This is a genomic window from Nocardia sp. NPDC004654, assembly GCF_040609595.1.
GTDB lineage: Bacteria > Actinomycetota > Actinomycetes > Mycobacteriales > Mycobacteriaceae > Nocardia.
Genome location: NZ_JBEXKI010000009.1, coordinates 85,501 through 101,790 on the forward strand (window position 1 = coordinate 85,501; position 16,290 = coordinate 101,790).

Annotated in this window: 17 protein-coding genes; 9 read left to right on the forward strand and 8 right to left on the reverse strand. The window is 68.7% G+C overall.

Going from position 1 to position 16,290, the window contains the following annotated elements; translation table 11 throughout:
- The gene (locus ABZV58_RS28060; RefSeq protein ID WP_355003171.1) at positions 1-1,713 is read left to right on the forward strand and encodes an ABC transporter ATP-binding protein; all 1,713 of its coding nucleotides are present in this window, start codon (positions 1-3) and stop codon (positions 1,711-1,713) included.
- A gap of 19 nt (positions 1,714-1,732) precedes the next feature.
- Here the strand turns inward: ABZV58_RS28060 and ABZV58_RS28065 are convergent, their stop codons facing one another.
- Positions 1,733-2,503 carry a hypothetical protein gene (locus ABZV58_RS28065; protein WP_355003172.1) on the reverse strand — a complete coding sequence of 257 codons (771 nt, stop codon included), beginning with the start codon at positions 2,501-2,503 and terminating at the stop codon, positions 1,733-1,735.
- Positions 2,504-2,971: 468 nt separating this feature from the next.
- On the opposite strand from ABZV58_RS28065, the gene ABZV58_RS28070 reads away from it, so the two are divergent.
- Both ABZV58_RS28070 and ABZV58_RS28075 read left to right on the forward strand, forming a co-directional pair.
- Positions 2,972-3,307 carry a hypothetical protein gene (locus ABZV58_RS28070; protein ID WP_355003173.1) on the forward strand — a complete coding sequence of 112 codons (336 nt, stop codon included), beginning with the start codon at positions 2,972-2,974 and terminating at the stop codon, positions 3,305-3,307.
- 149 nt (positions 3,308-3,456) lie between these two features.
- Positions 3,457-3,663, forward strand: coding sequence for an EF-hand domain-containing protein (locus tag ABZV58_RS28075; protein ID WP_355003174.1), 207 nt, complete (start codon positions 3,457-3,459; stop codon positions 3,661-3,663).
- 153 nt (positions 3,664-3,816) lie between these two features.
- Here the strand turns inward: ABZV58_RS28075 and ABZV58_RS28080 are convergent, their stop codons facing one another.
- Positions 3,817-4,386, reverse strand: coding sequence for a TetR family transcriptional regulator C-terminal domain-containing protein (locus tag ABZV58_RS28080; RefSeq protein ID WP_355003175.1), 570 nt, complete (start codon positions 4,384-4,386; stop codon positions 3,817-3,819).
- Between the two features lie 63 nt (positions 4,387-4,449).
- On the opposite strand from ABZV58_RS28080, the gene ABZV58_RS28085 reads away from it, so the two are divergent.
- The 3 genes from ABZV58_RS28085 (at position 4,450) to ABZV58_RS28095 (ending at position 7,237) form a co-directional block, all read left to right on the forward strand.
- On the forward strand, positions 4,450-5,772 hold the full coding sequence (locus ABZV58_RS28085; RefSeq protein ID WP_355003176.1) for an FAD-dependent oxidoreductase: 1,323 nt from the start codon (positions 4,450-4,452) through the stop codon (positions 5,770-5,772).
- Between the two features lie 42 nt (positions 5,773-5,814).
- Entirely contained in the window at positions 5,815-6,690 is an 876-nt protein-coding gene (locus ABZV58_RS28090) for an LLM class F420-dependent oxidoreductase (RefSeq protein WP_355003177.1), read from the forward strand.
- Between the two features lie 184 nt (positions 6,691-6,874).
- On the forward strand, positions 6,875-7,237 hold the full coding sequence (locus ABZV58_RS28095) for a hypothetical protein (protein WP_355003178.1): 363 nt from the start codon (positions 6,875-6,877) through the stop codon (positions 7,235-7,237).
- A gap of 176 nt (positions 7,238-7,413) precedes the next feature.
- On the opposite strand, the gene ABZV58_RS28100 is transcribed toward ABZV58_RS28095, so the two are convergent.
- From ABZV58_RS28100 to ABZV58_RS28125, 6 genes are all read right to left on the reverse strand, one after another.
- The gene (locus ABZV58_RS28100) at positions 7,414-7,794 is read right to left on the reverse strand and encodes a VOC family protein (protein WP_355003179.1); all 381 of its coding nucleotides are present in this window, start codon (positions 7,792-7,794) and stop codon (positions 7,414-7,416) included.
- A gap of 92 nt (positions 7,795-7,886) precedes the next feature.
- Positions 7,887-8,588 carry a YafY family protein gene (locus tag ABZV58_RS28105; RefSeq protein ID WP_355003180.1) on the reverse strand — a complete coding sequence of 234 codons (702 nt, stop codon included), beginning with the start codon at positions 8,586-8,588 and terminating at the stop codon, positions 7,887-7,889.
- A gap of 76 nt (positions 8,589-8,664) precedes the next feature.
- The gene (locus ABZV58_RS28110; RefSeq protein WP_355003181.1) at positions 8,665-9,474 is read right to left on the reverse strand and encodes a MerR family transcriptional regulator; all 810 of its coding nucleotides are present in this window, start codon (positions 9,472-9,474) and stop codon (positions 8,665-8,667) included.
- Positions 9,475-9,502: 28 nt separating this feature from the next.
- Positions 9,503-10,009 (reverse strand): VOC family protein, encoded by a 507-nt coding sequence (locus ABZV58_RS28115; protein ID WP_355003182.1) that lies wholly within the window; start codon positions 10,007-10,009, stop codon positions 9,503-9,505.
- 87 nt (positions 10,010-10,096) lie between these two features.
- Entirely contained in the window at positions 10,097-11,719 is a 1,623-nt protein-coding gene (locus tag ABZV58_RS28120) for an ABC transporter substrate-binding protein (RefSeq protein ID WP_355003183.1), read from the reverse strand.
- Positions 11,720-11,860: 141 nt separating this feature from the next.
- Positions 11,861-12,409 (reverse strand): hypothetical protein, encoded by a 549-nt coding sequence (locus tag ABZV58_RS28125; protein ID WP_355003184.1) that lies wholly within the window; start codon positions 12,407-12,409, stop codon positions 11,861-11,863.
- 244 nt (positions 12,410-12,653) lie between these two features.
- On the opposite strand from ABZV58_RS28125, the gene ABZV58_RS28130 reads away from it, so the two are divergent.
- The 3 genes from ABZV58_RS28130 to ABZV58_RS28140 are packed head-to-tail and all read left to right on the forward strand — an operon-like array spanning position 12,654 to position 16,254.
- Positions 12,654-13,175 (forward strand): 2Fe-2S iron-sulfur cluster-binding protein, encoded by a 522-nt coding sequence (locus ABZV58_RS28130; RefSeq protein ID WP_355003185.1) that lies wholly within the window; start codon positions 12,654-12,656, stop codon positions 13,173-13,175.
- Entirely contained in the window at positions 13,172-14,164 is a 993-nt protein-coding gene (locus ABZV58_RS28135) for a xanthine dehydrogenase family protein subunit M (RefSeq protein WP_355003186.1), read from the forward strand. Before ABZV58_RS28130 ends, ABZV58_RS28135 begins: the two co-directional genes overlap by 4 nt.
- Positions 14,161-16,254 carry a xanthine dehydrogenase family protein molybdopterin-binding subunit gene (locus tag ABZV58_RS28140; RefSeq protein ID WP_355003187.1) on the forward strand — a complete coding sequence of 698 codons (2,094 nt, stop codon included), beginning with the start codon at positions 14,161-14,163 and terminating at the stop codon, positions 16,252-16,254. The genes ABZV58_RS28135 and ABZV58_RS28140 overlap by 4 nt, the downstream gene beginning before the upstream one ends.
- Positions 16,255-16,290 lie beyond the last annotated feature (36 nt).

Here is a 16,290-nt window from a genome sequence, read left to right on the forward strand (position 1 = left end):
ATGCTTTTTCGCATCGTGGACCCGGCGCATCGGACCAGGTTCACGCGGTGGATCGGGTTGATCGTCGCCTTCTCGGTGCTACAGGGCATCTGTGTGCTGCTGGTGGTTCCCGTGCTGCGCCCGCTGCTGGACGGCGATCGGGACGCCGCGATGCCCTGGCTCGCCGCACTCGCGATCGTCACGGCCGCGACTTCGGTGGTCTACTACGCGCAGGCGATGCACGGTCAGCAGATCGCCGACGACCTGTTGCTCGGCATGCACCATCGAGTCGGGGACCATCTTGCCCGGGTGCCGCTCGGCTGGTTCGGCGCCGATCGCACCGGCAGGCTGACGCATTCGATGTCGCAGGGCACGACGAACATCGTCAGCGTGCCCGCGCACCTGATGCAGCCGGTGATCAGTGGCGCGGTGACGCCCGCCGTCGTGGCCGCGGGCATGTTCTTGTTCGATCCGCGGCTCGGGGCGGCGCTGTTGATCGCGGGAGCGATGCTCCTCGCGACGCACCGCTGGGCTCAGGACGCCATCGCGCGCAGCTTCGGCGCGATCGATCGCGCCGCCGTCGAATCGGCGAGCCGGGTGGTGGAATTCGCGCAGCGCCAGCAGGTGCTGCGCGCGTTCGGCCGCATCGGCGAAGGCAACCGGCTGCTCGACGACGCCCTCGTGAGGCAGCGGCGCGCCTACGGCGAGATGAACCGGAACGCCGTTGCTGCGCTGGTCGCGTTCTCGGCCGCCGTGCAGGCCACGTTCGTCGCGCTGATCGCGATCGGTGTCGCGCTGGCGCTCGGCGGTTCACTCGACGCCGCCGAGTTGATCGCGCTGCTGGTGCTGGTCACGCGCTTCGCGGGACCGCTGATCGAGCTGGTGGACCACGCGGCCGGGTTGCGCATGGCCGCCGAGGACATCGACCGGATCGACGAGGTTCTCGCCGTTCGTCCGCTTCCCGAGGGCGACAAGCCCGTCACCTCGCCGGGCGCGGTGTCTTTCGAGAAGGTCGCCTTCGGCTACGGCGGAGCGCCGATCCTGCGGGACATCGGGTTCGACGCCCGGCCCGGCACCCTCACCGCGATCGTCGGACCGTCCGGGTCCGGGAAGACGACGCTGCTGCGCCTGATCGCGCGGTTCTGGGACGTGGACGCGGGCGCGGTGCGAGTCGGCGGCGTCGACGTGCGCGACCAGTCCACCGACACATTGATGAGCCAGGTGGCCATGGTGTTCCAGGACGTGTACCTGTTCGATGACACCATCGAAGCCAACATCCGGCTCGGCCGCCCCGACGCCACCGCCGAAGAGGTCCGTGCGGCTGCCCGATCGGCGCGCGTCGACGAGATCGTCGACCGGTTGCCCGACGGCTGGTACACGCGGGTAGGCGAAGGGGGAGTGAGCCTGTCCGGTGGTGAGCGCCAACGGGTCTCGATCGCGCGGGCGCTGCTGAAGCAGGCGCCGATCGTGCTCTTGGACGAAGCGACAGCCGCACTCGACCCGGACAACGAATCGGCGATCGCCGCGGCGCTGCGGGCGCTCGCGCGGCAGCGGACGGTGATCGTCGTCGCTCATCGGCTGCACACCGTCGCGTCCGCCGACCAGATTCTGGTGCTCGACGGCGGGCGCATCGCGCAGCGCGGCACGCACGAGGAACTGATCGACCAGCCGGGGAGATACCAGGACTTCTGGCGGGAGCGTGAGCGGGCGCGGGGCTGGCGGTTGACGGGCTGAGTTCAACGGAGATGTCTTACTACAGGTCGAGGTCCAAGGCGGGGTCGAGGTCCAGGGCGTGGCGGGTGCGCCAGGGTGGGGGAGTGAGCATGGCGGTGAGTTGGGGGCGGGTGAGTTGGGTGCGGAGGGCGGGGTTGGTGCGCAGGTGAGTCATGGTGGAGTACAGGGAGTTCGGGCGGACGCCCCACATGATCGGGGCGATCTTCCACGGGCCGTCCGGGCTGTCGGCGGGTGGGCGCAGGTGGGTTGGGGTCTTCCTCTGGGTCCGGCGGGTGGTCACCGCGTGGCGGGGACATCGGATCTCGATCGTCTCGGCGCCCTTGGGGTCGAAGCCCGCCGCGAAGTGCGCCGCGTCCCAGGGGAATTCCCAGTCGAAGTTGCGCGTGGTGATCCGGATGGCGTCCGGGGAGAAGGAAAGTCGTGCGGTGCGTCGGTAGGAGAGGGTCAAACCCGCCAAGAGGAGGAGCGCGACGAGGAGCGCGATCCCGCACAGCGTCGGCTCGAGCTCGCCTGTGACGATGCCGAGCCACAGCGCCGCCACCGCCACCGCGGCGAGCCCGGCGAGCACGGGAGCCAGGCGAACCGGAAGATAGCGCAGCACGAAGGTGTTCTCCGCATCGCCCGCGCGCACCTTGGGGCGATCCTCGATGCCCATGACGAAATAGGTGATCGCGGCGATCCCGCCGAGCAATAGCAGAAGCCCGCCGATCCCCACGACAGACCGGTCGCCGAACACCATTCCCACGACCGAACCCGCCGCCCCGCCGACCAGCGCGGCCAAGGACGCCACCGACCACCCGATGGCCCGAGACTCGGGCCACACGCACCGCCACGTATACCCGGGCGGCGCGCCGGGATGGCCGGGAACTGTAGGTATGCTCATCGCTTTCCGTTCAGGGATCGTCGTCGCACCGAACCCCGTCGTCCGGCACCGCCCTGAAAGTAGCCGGAGTCGCCGACCAACCCGAACACCAACACGGCCCGCGTCGGTCCGACATCGGTCGCGCCGGACATGAGCCCGGTCAGCGGCCACGCGTCGGCGCCGGAAGTTGTGCGCCGCTGTCGCAACAGCACTCGGTGATGGAAGTCGCGGGTATATCCACCGGCAATACATCCGGGCCATCGATCTTGAATTCGAGCGGGTTATATCGCTGGTGCGGCGCGTCCGCCGGCCCGCCGTAAGCGTTTTCTCGGCATTCTGAAAACACGCGCGCGAAGCTACGGGTAGACCGGTCGGTATCTGGCAAAGTGCCTGTGTATGAGTGATCAGGACACCGAACTGATCTACCTCGTAGAGATATCGCGACCCGGCCGGACGGAGGAGCTGTGGTGGCGGGTCGGCAACGTGGGCACACCGGCGCAGACGTCGGCGGCGCTCGCCGAACTCGCCAGGCGCGTCTGCCGGGATCTGCTCTCGCCCGAGCCGCGGCGATGCGATCGTGCGCGCCGCTGCTGGTATCACTGCCGAGTTTCCTGGCCGGACGGGGTGGTTCTGGATGAAGTCGAGGGACGCGTGCAGGCATTCTTGCTCGCCGTCGAGTTGTGGCGAGCCTCGGCGATAGCGGGATCCGCGATCAAAGACGTGGACACCTAGATCCCGAGCGTCCGATCCGACTTTTCGATTTTCGCGCACGCGCTACCGCGCACCCCTATCCTTGATGGGTCAGTTTCTCCAACACGGCTCGAAACCTGTCCTGTCGGAGCGGCAGCCGCCGCCCCGCCTAGAAGCTGGGAGAGAACCGAATGGATATTCAGGACATTCACGAGAAGTTCGACATGCTGGACATCGACGGCGACGGCTACATCGACCGCGAGGAATTCATCCAGCACTACGAGCGCCGGGGCCAGGACATCGACATCCTGATGACCCGCTTCGACGAAGTCGACATCGACGGCGACGGCCGGATCAGCAGGGAAGAATTCCTGTCCGCCGCTCGCGCGCCGCTCTGAATCGGCCTCGCTGGAGCGTCTTCGCTCCGAGCCGAAGAAGAGCGTTGCCGATCCATCGTTCCACCGGAACGAGCGAGGGCCCCTCCGCCGAGGGGCCCTCGTGTTCCCTTCCACCGCCGCCGGTTTCGTAGCGGCGGCGCATTCGCCGAGCGTTCACTCGGCGACTCCGAGGGCGCGCCATGTCGCGGCAAGAACCTGCCGACGGCGGGCGGGCGGCCACGGCGCGCCCTCGTCGAACCCGCCGACGACGAGGCCGTCCACGACGACGTTCAGCAGATCCGCGGCGCGCTCCAGCTCCGTGATTCCCGCCTGCGCCAACAGGTTTTCGAGCGCGGCGTCCCACCACTCGTTGAACGCGTCGAGCTCCGCGCGCAGGACCGGCTCGGTGGGCGCGCCGAGTACCAGCGCGAGCCAGAACCGGTGGGTCGCTTCGTCGGCGGTCAGCACGGCCCATTCGATCAGCGCGCGCAACCCGATCGCGCCGCGGCGGCTTGCCATGGCGTCCTCGGCTTGCGCGCGCCGCGCGTCGACCTCGCGTCGAACCGCCATGCGCAGCATCTCGTCTCGGCTGCCGACGTAGTGCGTCACCACCGAGGTCGACGCGCCGACGCGTTCGGCTACCGAACGGATGGTCACGGCGGCGAAACCGGTCTCCGTGGCGAGGCCGACGACGGCGTCGCTGACGGCCGTGAGGCGGGCGGTGCGATCGACGGTGCGCGGCATGGCCACAGCCTAGCATTTATGCAACACTTGTTTTACAACAAGCGTTGCATAAAGGAGCTGGCGATGGAACGAACGACGGTCGCGGTCATCGGCGCGGGATTCGCGGGACTCACCGCGGCCCGTGCCCTACGCGCGCACGGCATCGACGTACTCGTCCTGGAAGCGGCCGACCGCGTCGGCGGCCGCACCAGGACCGAGCGCTCGGCCGCGGACACCCCGGTGGATCTCGGCGGCCAGTGGATCGGCCACGACCACGCCCGGATGACCGCGCTCGCAGGCGAATTCGGTATGACACTGTTCCCGACGCCCAGCGTGGGCAAAGGCCTCGTGCTCGACGGCGGGCGACGCGTGCGGATCGGCCCGCTCACCGCCGCGGCAGCCGGATCGGCGCTGCTGCGGCTGGAGTTGCTGGCGCGCATGGGGGCGCGCCGCCGGTGGGACGAGGTGACGGTGTCGAACTGGGTCGGCCGGATCCCCGGGTCGCGAGCACGCCGGTTGGTCGAGGTGGTCCTGTCGGAAGCGCTGGCTTGCGATCTCGACGGTGTCTCCGTAGCGGCGCTCGCCGTGGGCATTCGCTCGGCGGGCGGTCTGCGCGTCATGCTCGGCACCGCGGGCGGTGCGCAGGAATCGCTGCTCTCGGGCGGAGCCGGTGCGCTGGCCGAAGCGCTCGCCGCCGAACTGGGCGACGCGGTGCATCTCACGCGGCCGGTCACCGCGATCACGCGATCGGCCGAGGGTGTCACCCTCACCACCCCCGCCGGTTCGGTGCACGCCGCGCGCGTGATCGTCACCGTCCCCGCGCCCGTCGCGGCGGAGATCCGGCACGATCCGCGCCTGCCCGCCGAACGCCGACGCCTCCAGGACAACCTCCGCATGGGCACGATCTACAAGGCGATCGCCGTCTACGACAGGCCGTTCTGGCGTGAGCGCGGACTCAGCGGCGAGATCGTCGCCTTGGACGGTCCGGTGCCCGCCTCGTTCGACATCTCACCGCCGACCGGCCCCGGCCACCTCTGTGTGCTCGTCCCAGGACGGGATGCCAGGGAACTGGATCGGCTCACCCCCGCCGACCGTCGGGACACCGTGCTGTCCGCCTTGGCCGATCATCTCGGTCCGGCCGTGCGGAACCCGCTCAGCTGGCACGAGAAGTCCTGGCATCACGATCCGTTCGTCGGCGGCGGGTACTCCGGGGTCCCACTTCCCGGCACGCTCGACGTCTTCACCGACGCCGCGAAGCCGAGCGGCCCGATCCACTGGGCGGGTACGGAGACCGCGCCGCGCTGGACCGGTTACCTCGAAGGCGCGGTCGTCTCCGGTGAGCGCGCCGCCGACGAGGTCGTGACGTCGTTGCGCTCGACTTGCCTTGGAGCGCACTCCAAGTCGTAGCGTTGTGGTCACGGGCTTGCCGATACACGAGGAGACCACACCATGGAACTCGGCTTTCACATTCCGATCTTCGACATCGACGGTGGACCCACCGCCATCGCGGGCGAACTGGCCAGGGTCGGCGCCGCGGCCGAAGCATCGGGTGCGACCTGGTTGTCCTTCATGGATCACTACTTCCAGATCGAGCCGACCGGCCTTCCCGCGGAAGCCAACATGCTGGAGGGCTACACCACGCTCGGCTTCCTCGCCGCGCACACCTCGACGATCGAGCTCGGCTTGCTCGTCACCGGCGTGACGTACCGGCATCCGGGTCTGCTCGCGAAGATCGTCACCACGCTCGACATCCTGTCGGGCGGGCGGGCCGCGCTCGGTATCGGCGCCGCGTGGTTCGAGCGCGAGCACCGGGGGCTCGGCGTGGAATACCCCTCGGTCGCCGAACGCTTCGAGCGACTCGAAGAGGCCTTGCGAATCTGCGAGCAGATGTGGGACCCGCAGAACAACGGACCGTTCGAGGGCAAGCACTACCAGTTGGCCGAGACGTTGTGTTCACCGCAGCCGATCCACCGCCCCAAGGTGCTGATCGGTGGCGGCGGGGAACGCAAGACGCTGCGGTTGGTCGCGCAGTACGGCGACGCGTGCAACCTGTTCGGCACCTCGCCGCAGGACGTCGAACACAAGCTCGACGTCCTGCGCAGGCACTGCGACGATCTCGGCCGCGACTACGACCGGATTCGCAAGACGATCATCGCGAACAACCCGCGCCCGACGCCGGACACCCGCGACGAATTCGTCCGTGAGATGGCCGATTACGCGAAGCTCGGCGTGCACACCGTCATCGTCGTGCCGACCACCGGTTCGCCTGCCGCATGGATCGACGGGCTCGCACCGGCCGTCCCGCAGCTCGCCGACCTCGGTTGACGACCGCCCCCGTTCTGATGGGGCGGGTCGAGGGCGGCTGCGTCGTTGACAACCCCACATCCCACTGTGGAATATGGTGGAACCAATCGGCGGTCCGCCGCCACCCCTCTGATCGAAAGAGCGGTCTATGCCCACGCTTCCGTGGACGACAGTCGGCATGCCAACTAAGCCCGAGGTCCAATGTATGGCCTCGCGCCTCGAGGTCGAGTCGCTGCGCAGCGCACCCGGCTTCCTGATCGCCTCGCTGGCGCTGTGGTGGCAGGCCCGCCGCTCGCCGGGAGTGCTGGGCGTGGCTTTGAAGGCAGAGATGCTGAAGGGCACATTCTGGACCTATTCGGCTTGGGAGGACAAGGCAGCCATCTACGCCTACGCGGGCTCCGAGCCGCACAAGTCGACTGTCGAGCGCAAGCGAAAGGTCATGCGAGACGCCACCTTCGTGTTCTTCAGCGCACCGGTGGACGAGTTGCCTTTGTCGTGGGGCGAGATCCGCCGCCGGATCGCCGAGCAACGCGACTCGACGCAATCAGGCCACCGGGCCGCCCAGTGACCGATTTCGACGTACCTCAGCTCGATCGGCGGAGGCGACGCCGGCGCTGAGCGGTGCGTCTGGAATCCGAACACCCGTCCACGCCAATCCGATCGGAGGCCGATGGGCTCCGCTCATGGCGCCTCGCGCTTCCGGCGCATCCAACACCGATGCGCCGGAAGCTGCTCACCGTGGCATCACGACGTCGGCGCGGGGCTGAACACGCAGAAGAAGTTGCCGGAGGTGTCGAGCAGGTCGGCCGACACCAGTCCGTCGTTGCTGGTGACCGGCGGCGTCACCACTTTGGCTCCCAATGCTTCGGCCGCCGCCAGCGTGGCCGCGACGTCCTCGACGACCACCAGGAAGGTGGCGTGGTTGGCCGAGGCCTCCGCGGTGTGCGCGATCCCGCCGCTCGGGCCCTCGCTGCCGGGGTAGTGGATCAGTTCGTAGCCCTGGTCACCGCTCGGGTACGGGCTGAAGGTCCAGCCGAACAGCTCGCCGTAGAACTTCTTCACCAGTTCGGGCTTGTCGCTGCCGACCTGGAACCAGGCGACGGTGTTGTAGGCGGGAGTGGTCATTCGATTTCGCTCCGGAATCTCGGGGTCGTTGACTTGCCGGATCACGATCTCCCGCCGTGGCGACAACCCCCTGTCGGTGTTTTCGAATCCGTTCAGAGCGCGACGATTCGGAGCCGATCGTCGGGGATGTCGAACGCGGGACCGTCGAACGCGCGGTGCGGCGCGGGCTGTTCGGTCGCGGCCGCCGAGGCGATCCGATCCAACCGGAAGCAGCGCGGATTGCCGCGTAGCCTGCACCATGCCGCCAGGTACCAGCCGTTCGTCCCGCTCACCAACGCGAACGGTTCGACGTAGCGTTCGGTACGCGCGCCGAACCGGTCGAGATAGCCGATCCGCAACACCCGCCCGACCTCGATGGCCCGTTCGATCACCGCGGGAATCTCGTTGATCTGTTGCGCGTCGAGCGGATCCATCACACGGATGCGCCCGGCGAGCTCGCGCGCGGCGGCCGCGTTGCGTTCCGGCAGCACCGCCAAGATCTTGCGCAGCGCGCTGTGACCCGCCTGCTCGAACGGGCCGCCGCGATGGCGGGCCAGCGCGACCGCCAGCGCGACGGTCTCCGCGGGCGTGAAGTTCAACGGCGGCAGGGACATGCTCTTCTCCAGCGCGTACCCCCCGCGCCTGCCCACGTCGGCGTAGATGGGGATACCGGCCTGCTGCAGCGCGGCGATGTCGCGTTCGATGGTCCGGACGCTCACCTCGTACCGCTGCGCCAACTCCCGCGCGGTGCGCAGCCGCGGGGAGATCGCCCGCAACTCCTCGACTATCGCGTACAGCCGATCCGTCCGGTTCACGCCGCCACCGTAGCGCCGCCCACCGACAATTCTCCGGGACGGAATCCCGGGCCATCGGCGCGAATTCGACAGGCGGTCAGACCCAGGTCGCCGTGGCGGGATCGATGCCGTTGGCGCGCGCGTTGGCGTCGATGATGTCGCGAATCCAGGCGCTCAGGCCGGTCTCGATGCCGTCGTAGAAGGCGGCGAATCCCGGGTCGGTGGCGTACTTGCGACCCAGGCAGACGTGCATCGAATGGGTGCAGTCGAAATACGCGCCGAGCGAGGCGCGGTGCCGCTCGGCCAGCGCGTTGGCCCGATCGCTTCCTGGAAGCACCGCGTCGCGATGGGCCGCGGCCAGTTCCGCGTTGAGCGCCTCGACGCTCTCGGCGATCTGTCGCCAGTGCTCGGCGGTCCGGCCCGCGGCGCGCTCGGCGTACTGCGCCCACTGGGCGGTGTCACCCCAGCGATCGCGTGCTTCCTCGGCCCAGGACGGCTGCCAGTGCTGGCCGAAGATCGCCACCTGTTCCTCGGCGGACAGCAGAATGCCGGATTCTCTCGCCTCGATCATGCGGTCGAGCGCGTCGCCCATCCGGCGCAGGTGGGCGACGCGCTCGCGCAACTGGTCCCGCTGTTCGCGCAGCGACGCGAGCGCGTCGGCCGCCCGCGCGTCCAGCAGCGCCGCGATGTCGCCGAGCGGCACGCCGAGTTCGCGGTAGACCAGCACCCGGTGAATGCGGGCCAGATCCGCCGCGGTGTAGCGCCGATAGCCCGCGGCGGTGCGCTCGGACGGGTGGACGAGCCCGATCGAATCCCAGTGGTGCAGCGTCCGGATCGTGACGCCCACCAGCGACGCGACGGCGCCGACGGTGCGACCGCCGTCTTCGTCCAAGGCTTGATTCGTCACGCCGACCAGTCTGGCAGTCGCGTCTCCGTCACCCTCGGGGCGGTTCGATCCCGATGGCGCGGAGCTGCTCGGCCTCCGGGCTGTCCGGATCGTACGGTCGGGCGGCGGTCATGATCACCCGGGTGTTCTCCGGTGTGCGAATCTCGAGTTCCACCGAATTCCACGGCATCTGTCGCGGCCCTGTCGTGCAGCCGGGCAGCAATTCGGTGCACTTGGCCTCGATCTGGTCGAGCTGGCTGAGCACGCAAGCGAAGCTCACGGTCAGCGGCGGTGCGTCGGCGGGCCGCTCGCCTTGCACGAGCAGGACGTCCTGGAACGCCCAGCGGCGCAGGTGGGTGAGCTGGCCGGGGATCGAGAACAGGTCGAAGAACCCGAGGCCACGGCTCCAGAAGTCGACCGACGCGGCCAGATCCGGCGTCGGCGCCGTGACGAACATCGGCATGCCGTACAGGCCGCGGAAGAGCTCCGGGGGTGTGGCGTCCAAGGCGGGAATGGGAACGGGGCTGATGTCGAAGGCGGGATATGTCTCGGTCATGACTTCATCGTCGAGCCTCACGCGACGTGAGGGTCAAGTCGTGCGCCGTCGTGCCTCGACGACCACCGAGGCACGACGGGGCGTTCGCTAGGCGATCGTGACGGTTTCCAGGTCGAGGTCGCGGAAGGGCGTGACGGTCACGTTCCGCAGCCGTTCCGACCAGCCCGTCTGCACGCCGGGGACCACCAGCGGCACCGCGGGCATGTCCTGGATGACCAGCCGTTCGGCCTGCTGGTAGAGGCTCCAGGACTCCTGTTCGTTCGCCGTGGCGTCGGCGCGCGCGAGCAGCGCGTCGACCTGCGGGTTGCTGTAGCGGCCGGTGTTGGACGAACCGCCGGTGCGGTAGAGCGGGTTCAGGAAGTTCTCGATCGACGGGTAATCGGCGACCCAGCCGGTGCGGTAGATCGTCCGCATCTGGTGAGCGTTGATCTGGCGACGGAACTCGCCGAGCGTCGAGACGGGCTGGAACCGGCATTCGCGGCCGAGCGCGGCGGTGATCGACGAGCACACCGCGGTCAGCCACTTCTCGTTGGCCGAATCGACGTTGGACGCGATCTCGATCGGACCCTGGAATCCCGTGCTGTCGAACAGTTCTCGCGCCTGCTGCGGTCGATGTTCGCACAGTGCCCCGCACTGGCCCTCGGTCGCGCCGCGCACGGTGGATGGCACGAGTCCCGGGGCCGGGATGCGATCACCGGTGAACACCGTATCGATGACGTGCTGTCGATCGATCGACATCGAAATCGCCTGGCGCACCCGGGGATCGGCGAAGCGTGGGTCGTAGAGCGGGAACGTGATCGACTGCAAACCCGTTCCGGCGCGGGTGAAGTGGCGGCCCGCGAGATCCTGCTTGTAGCGTCCGCCGACGAGCGCGTCGCCGGGCAGCACCTCGAGGAAGTCGAGGCGGTTGGCGACGACGTCGGCGTAGGCCGCCTCCAGCGTCTTGTTGAAGCGGAACTCCGCGCGTTCGATGGCGGGCTTCTGCTGGCCGGAGTAGTCGTCGTTGCGCTGGATGGTCAAGCTGGAACCCGCTGCGTGCGAGACGAACTCGAAGGGGCCGTTGCCGACCGGGTGCGCCAGATAACCCGCCCGGTCGGTGAAGAACTGCTTCGGCAGCGGCGCGTAGGCGAGGTAGCCGAGGCGGTTGACGAAGCTCGGCAGCGGCGCGGCGAGCGTGATGGTGAACCGGTGCTCGTCGACGACACGCAGTCCGCTCATCGTGCGCGCCGCGGGGCTGCCGGAACTCGCCGCGGGTGTGCCGCTCGGGTCGGGCGCGTTCACCGCGTCGAAACCCTCGATCACGGAAAGGAATCCGGCGCCCTGCTGCTGGTTGGGCGCATACGCGGTGTAGTTCCACGCGTCGACGAAGCTGTGCGCGGTCACCGGTGTGCCGTCGTGGAAGGTCCAGCCGCGCTTCAGTGTGACGGTGAAGACTCGGGAGTCGGAGGTCTCGATGGATTCGGCGACGGCGTTGCGCGGCGCGGCCGTCTTCGGGTCGTAGTCGACCAGACCCTTGAACAGGGTACGAAGGATTTTCGAGCCACCGGCGTCGGTGGTGTCGCCGGGCACCAGGGGGTTCTCCGGCTCGGTCGTGTTGAGGGTGAGGTTCGCCGCTTGGGCGGGAGGGTTCGTGTCCGCGCCACAGCCGACCGCACCGAGGGCCGTGATACAGGCGGTGAGAACGCTGAGCGCTAGTCGAGATTTTCGCATCGGGTGCTGCCTTTCCTGCGTGATGCCGGGCGCGTCCGGCCGCGACGAGGATGTGGCCGGATGCCCCCCGAACCAGTGCAGCAGTGCCGTGCGTTGACCGTAATACGTTGAACGCCAGGACAATCAAAACCGGTCAATTGATCAGGACTGCGTCGCGGTGAAGCCGATCCACATCGCCGCCCACCAACAACTCTGGGAGACGAGAGCCGTCACGACGCCACGCAACACGAGCGGAAGGCCGAGGTGGGTCCCCGCCGCGGCCATCCGCCGTTCGAGCGCCATCGCCTGGACTCCGTTGACCATCAGAATCGCGACCAGCGCCAACTTCACGCGCGTGGCGAGGACCTCGAATTCGGGTTCGAGCAGCATCCCGCTGCCCACCAACCCCGCGAGGCCGACCCAGATTGGCAGGTGCAACCGGCCGATGTCGTGCAGCAGCTGTGCCGTCGTCACCCGCCTCGTCAGCCAGAGCAGCGCCGCGTAGTCGCCGACCAACACCGCGCCGAGGCCGACCACCAGCGCCGCCAGGTGGACGAACAGCGCGACGCGGTGCAGTTCCTCGCTCACGTCCAGGCGGCTGGACACCCAGATCGCTATCGCGAGAAACCCGCCCGCCGAAAGCGCCGCGAGCGCGGGCACGACCGTGCCGCCACGAGTTGCCGGTGTCACCTTCGCGACGTCGATGGACATGACGCCTCGTCCTCTCCCTGGGGCGGATCCCATGCGACTGCCAGTGGACCAGGCGCGCGCGTTGACCTCCGCTTGTTCGGTCAACCGTCCATCAATCGACCCGGCGCCAGCCCTGCACTTCCGCACCCGCGGAGGAGACCGCCGGCGGACTTCCGGACCTCGCCGGCGTCCATCGGTAGCTCTCGGTTCGCCACGGATTCGGCGCCGGAGGATTCGCCCGCTCGGTGCGGGGTACGCGGCGAAGATGGATGCCTCGAACACCCGGACCGGCATCACCCTCCGCGTCGATGGTGAACAGCGGTCTCTTCGGGTCGACAACCGCACCACGCTGCTCGACGCGCTGCGCGAGCAGCTCGGCGTGACGTCGCCGAAGAAAGGTTGCGATCACGGACAGTGCGGGTCGTGCACCGTGCTGCTGGACGGTCGCCGAGCCACCACCTGCCTCACCTTCGCCGTCGCCCAGGACGGCGCCGATATCGTCACCGCGGCTGGGCTGGGCGAGGGTGACGAGCTGCACCCGATGCAGGAAGCGTTCCTGGATCGCGACGGGTTCCAGTGCGGCTACTGCACGCCTGGGCAGGTGTGTTCCGCCGTCGGGATGCTCGACGAAGCGAAGGCCGGTCACCCCAGCCACGTCACCGCCGATCTCACCGCGGAGCCGGAACTGACCGACGACGAGATCAGGGAACGGATGAGCGGCAACCTCTGCCGCTGCGCCGCCTACCCCAACATCCTCGCCGCGATCCGAGCGGCGGCGGCGCCGTGATCCCGTTCGAGTACCGCCGCGCCGCCACCGCCGAGGATGCCGTGGCGACGGTGTCGGCTCGCCCGGATGCCGCGTACCTGGGCGGCGGGACGAACCTCGTCGATCACATGAAGCTGGGCGTGCGCGAGCCGCGCCTGCTGGTGGACGTCAGCAGGCTCCCGCTCGCCGAGGTCGAGGAGACCGCCGACGGCGGTCTGCGGATCGGCGCGGCCGTGCGCAACAGCGATCTCGCCGCGCACCCGCTCGTGCGCACTCGCTATCCCGCGCTGTCCAGGGCGCTGCTCGCCGGCGCGTCCGGGCAGTTGCGCAACTTGGCGACCACGGCGGGAAATCTGTTGCAGCGCACCCGTTGTCCGTACTTCCAGGACGTCACCACGCCGTGCAACAAACGTGAACCGGGCGCCGGATGTTCGGCGATCGGCGGATACGTCCGCTACCACGCCATTCTCGGCGCCTCACAGCAGTGCGTGGCGACGCACCCGTCGGATATGGCGGTGGCAATGACCATGCTCGACGCCCGCGTGGTGGTGCAGGACGTCGACGGAACGAAACGGATCCCGGTCGCGGATTTCTATCGCCTGCCGGGCGATCGGCCCGATCTGGACACCGTGCTGAGTCACGGGCAACTGATCACCGCTGTCGAGCTGCCCGCACCGCCTTCCGGTGCGCGCTCGACCTACCGCAAGGTGCGCGATCGCGCCTCCTACGCCTTCGCGCTCGTTTCGATCGCCGCCGAGATCGTCCTCGAATCCGGCGGGATCGCTTCCGCGCGAATAGCTCTCGGTGGCGTCGCGCACAAGCCGTGGCGGGCCAGGCAGGCGGAAGCGGCGCTGGAAGGCGCCGAGGCGGACGTCGAGTCGTTCGGCCGCGCGGCACAGGCCGAACTGGCGCAGGCACGGCCGCTCGACGGCAACGAGTTCAAAGTCGAACTGGCCCAACGAACTCTGGTCGCGACCTTGCGCACCCTCACTGAAGAGGCGCGGCGATGACACTGATTCCAGCGAAATCGATGGGTGCGCCGCTCACTCGGCTCGACGGTCCCGCGAAGGTGACCGGCAGGGCGCCTTACGCATTCGAGCACCGAGTGGAGCGACCCACCTATCTACATCCCATTCAGGCGACCATCGCGCACGGGCGGGTCGTCGCGATGGACACCTCCGCCGCCGAGACGCTGGACGGTGTGGTCACCGTGTTGACCGTCTTCGACGCTCCGAAGCTCGCGGATACCTCGGACGGCGAACTGAGCATCCTGCAAGACGATCGGGTGCACTTCCGCGGACAGCTGATCGGCGCGGTCGTCGCGGAGTCGGCCGAAATCGCTCGGCAGGCCGCCGATTCGGTGCGCGTCGACTATCGAGCCGAGCCGCACGACACCGAGCTGCGCACAGACCACCCCGAGCTGTACGCGCCGGAGAAGCTGCTCGAGACCGAGCCCGCCGATACCGACGATGGCGACGTCGACGCCGCGCTGGCCGCCGCCGCGGTGACGGTCGACCAGACCTACACCACCCCGATCGAACACAACAATCCGATGGAACCGCACGCGTCCATCGCGCTGTGGGACGAGACCTCGGGGCGCACCCGGGTGACGCTCTACGACTCGACACAGGGCGTGCATCCGGTGCGCAAGACGCTCGCGCCGTTGTTCGGCCTCGAGACCGAACAATTGCGGGTCATCGCTCCGCACGTCGGCGGCGGGTTCGGTTCGAAGGGCGCCCCGCACGCCCACAATGTGCTCGCCGTCATGGCCGCGCAGCGCAGCGGTGGCCGCCCGGTGAAGTTCGCCGTCACCCGTCAGCAGATGTTCGCCCTCGTCGGCTACCGCACCCCGACGATCCAGCGGATCAGGCTCGGCGCCGACCGCGACGGCACAGTGACGGCGCTGTCGCACGAAGTCGTCGAATCGACCTCGAAGGTCAAGGAATTCGCGGAGCAGACCGCGCTGGTGTCGCGAATGATGTACGCCGCGCCGAACCGCCGGACCTCGCATCGCCTCGCGCCGCTGGACGTTCCGGTGCCGTTCTGGATGCGCGCGCCCGGCGAGTGTCCCGGGATGTTCGCCGCGGAGGTCGCGATGGACGAACTCGCGGCCGCCTGCGGCATCGACCCGATCGAATTGCGCGTGCGCAACGAACCCGATTCCGAACCCGCGTCGGGCAATCCGTGGTCGGGGCGGCATCTGATCGAATGTCTGCGCACCGGCGCAGAACGGTTCGGCTGGGCCGAACGCGTTCCGGCGCCTCGAAGCTGTCGGCAGGGCGAGTGGTTACTCGGTACCGGCGTCGCCGCCGCGACCTACCCCGCCTCGTCCATGCCGGGCAACGTCGCCCGCATCGTCTACTGCTCCGACGGCCGGTATACGGTCCAGATCGGCGCGGCCGACCTCGGCACCGGCACCTGGACCGCGCTGACCCAGATCGCCGCCGACGCGCTCGGCTGCGATACCGCGACGGTCGATCTCCAGATCGGCGACACCGACCTGCCCGCCGCCTCGGTCGCCGGTGGGTCGTCGGGCATCAGCTCATGGGGCACGGCGATCGTCGCCGCGGCGCGCGCCTTTCGCGAGGAACACGGCGAAAAGCCTTCCGCCGGAGCGCAAACCACTACGGAAATGCCGGAGAATCCCGACGCCGACAAGTTCGCCATGCATTCCTTCGGCGCCCACTTCGTCGAAGTCGCCGTCGACCGGGACACCGGCGAAATCCGCGTCCCCCGAATGCTCGGCGTCTTCTCGATCGGCCGCGCCATCAACGCCCGCACCCTGCGCTCCCAGCTGATCGGCGGAATGACCATGGGCTTGTCGATGGCGTTGCACGAGGAAAGCGTGCGCGACCACCGCTTCGGCCACGTCGTCACCCAAGACCTCGCCACCTATCACGTCAGCGCCCACGCCGACGTCCGTGACATCGATGCGATCTGGCTCGACGAAGTCGACGAACACGCCAACCCCATGGGGTCCAGGGGCGCCGGTGAGATCGGAATAGTCGGCGCCGCGGCCGCCGTCGCCAACGCCGTCTACCACGCCACCGGCGTGCGCGTCCGCGACCTCCCGATCACCCCCGACAAGCTCTTGGGCTGACCATCATCGAAAGCCCAACTCGGACAACCCAGGCCC

Coding starts and splice junctions, on each gene's coding strand:
- ABZV58_RS28060 (WP_355003171.1), top strand. CDS start 1: ATGCTTTTTCGCATCGTGGACCCGGCGCATCGGACCAGGTTCACGCGG.
- ABZV58_RS28070 (WP_355003173.1), top strand. CDS start 2,972: ATGAGTGATCAGGACACCGAACTGATCTACCTCGTAGAGATATCGCGA.
- ABZV58_RS28075 (WP_355003174.1), top strand. CDS start 3,457: ATGGATATTCAGGACATTCACGAGAAGTTCGACATGCTGGACATCGAC.
- ABZV58_RS28080 (WP_355003175.1), bottom strand. CDS start 4,386: ATGCCGCGCACCGTCGATCGCACCGCCCGCCTCACGGCCGTCAGCGAC.
- ABZV58_RS28085 (WP_355003176.1), top strand. CDS start 4,450: ATGGAACGAACGACGGTCGCGGTCATCGGCGCGGGATTCGCGGGACTC.
- ABZV58_RS28090 (WP_355003177.1), top strand. CDS start 5,815: ATGGAACTCGGCTTTCACATTCCGATCTTCGACATCGACGGTGGACCC.
- ABZV58_RS28095 (WP_355003178.1), top strand. CDS start 6,875: ATGGCCTCGCGCCTCGAGGTCGAGTCGCTGCGCAGCGCACCCGGCTTC.
- ABZV58_RS28100 (WP_355003179.1), bottom strand. CDS start 7,794: ATGACCACTCCCGCCTACAACACCGTCGCCTGGTTCCAGGTCGGCAGC.
- ABZV58_RS28115 (WP_355003182.1), bottom strand. CDS start 10,009: ATGACCGAGACATATCCCGCCTTCGACATCAGCCCCGTTCCCATTCCC.
- ABZV58_RS28120 (WP_355003183.1), bottom strand. CDS start 11,719: ATGCGAAAATCTCGACTAGCGCTCAGCGTTCTCACCGCCTGTATCACG.
- ABZV58_RS28125 (WP_355003184.1), bottom strand. CDS start 12,409: ATGTCCATCGACGTCGCGAAGGTGACACCGGCAACTCGTGGCGGCACG.
- ABZV58_RS28130 (WP_355003185.1), top strand. CDS start 12,654: ATGGATGCCTCGAACACCCGGACCGGCATCACCCTCCGCGTCGATGGT.
- ABZV58_RS28140 (WP_355003187.1), top strand. CDS start 14,161: ATGACACTGATTCCAGCGAAATCGATGGGTGCGCCGCTCACTCGGCTC.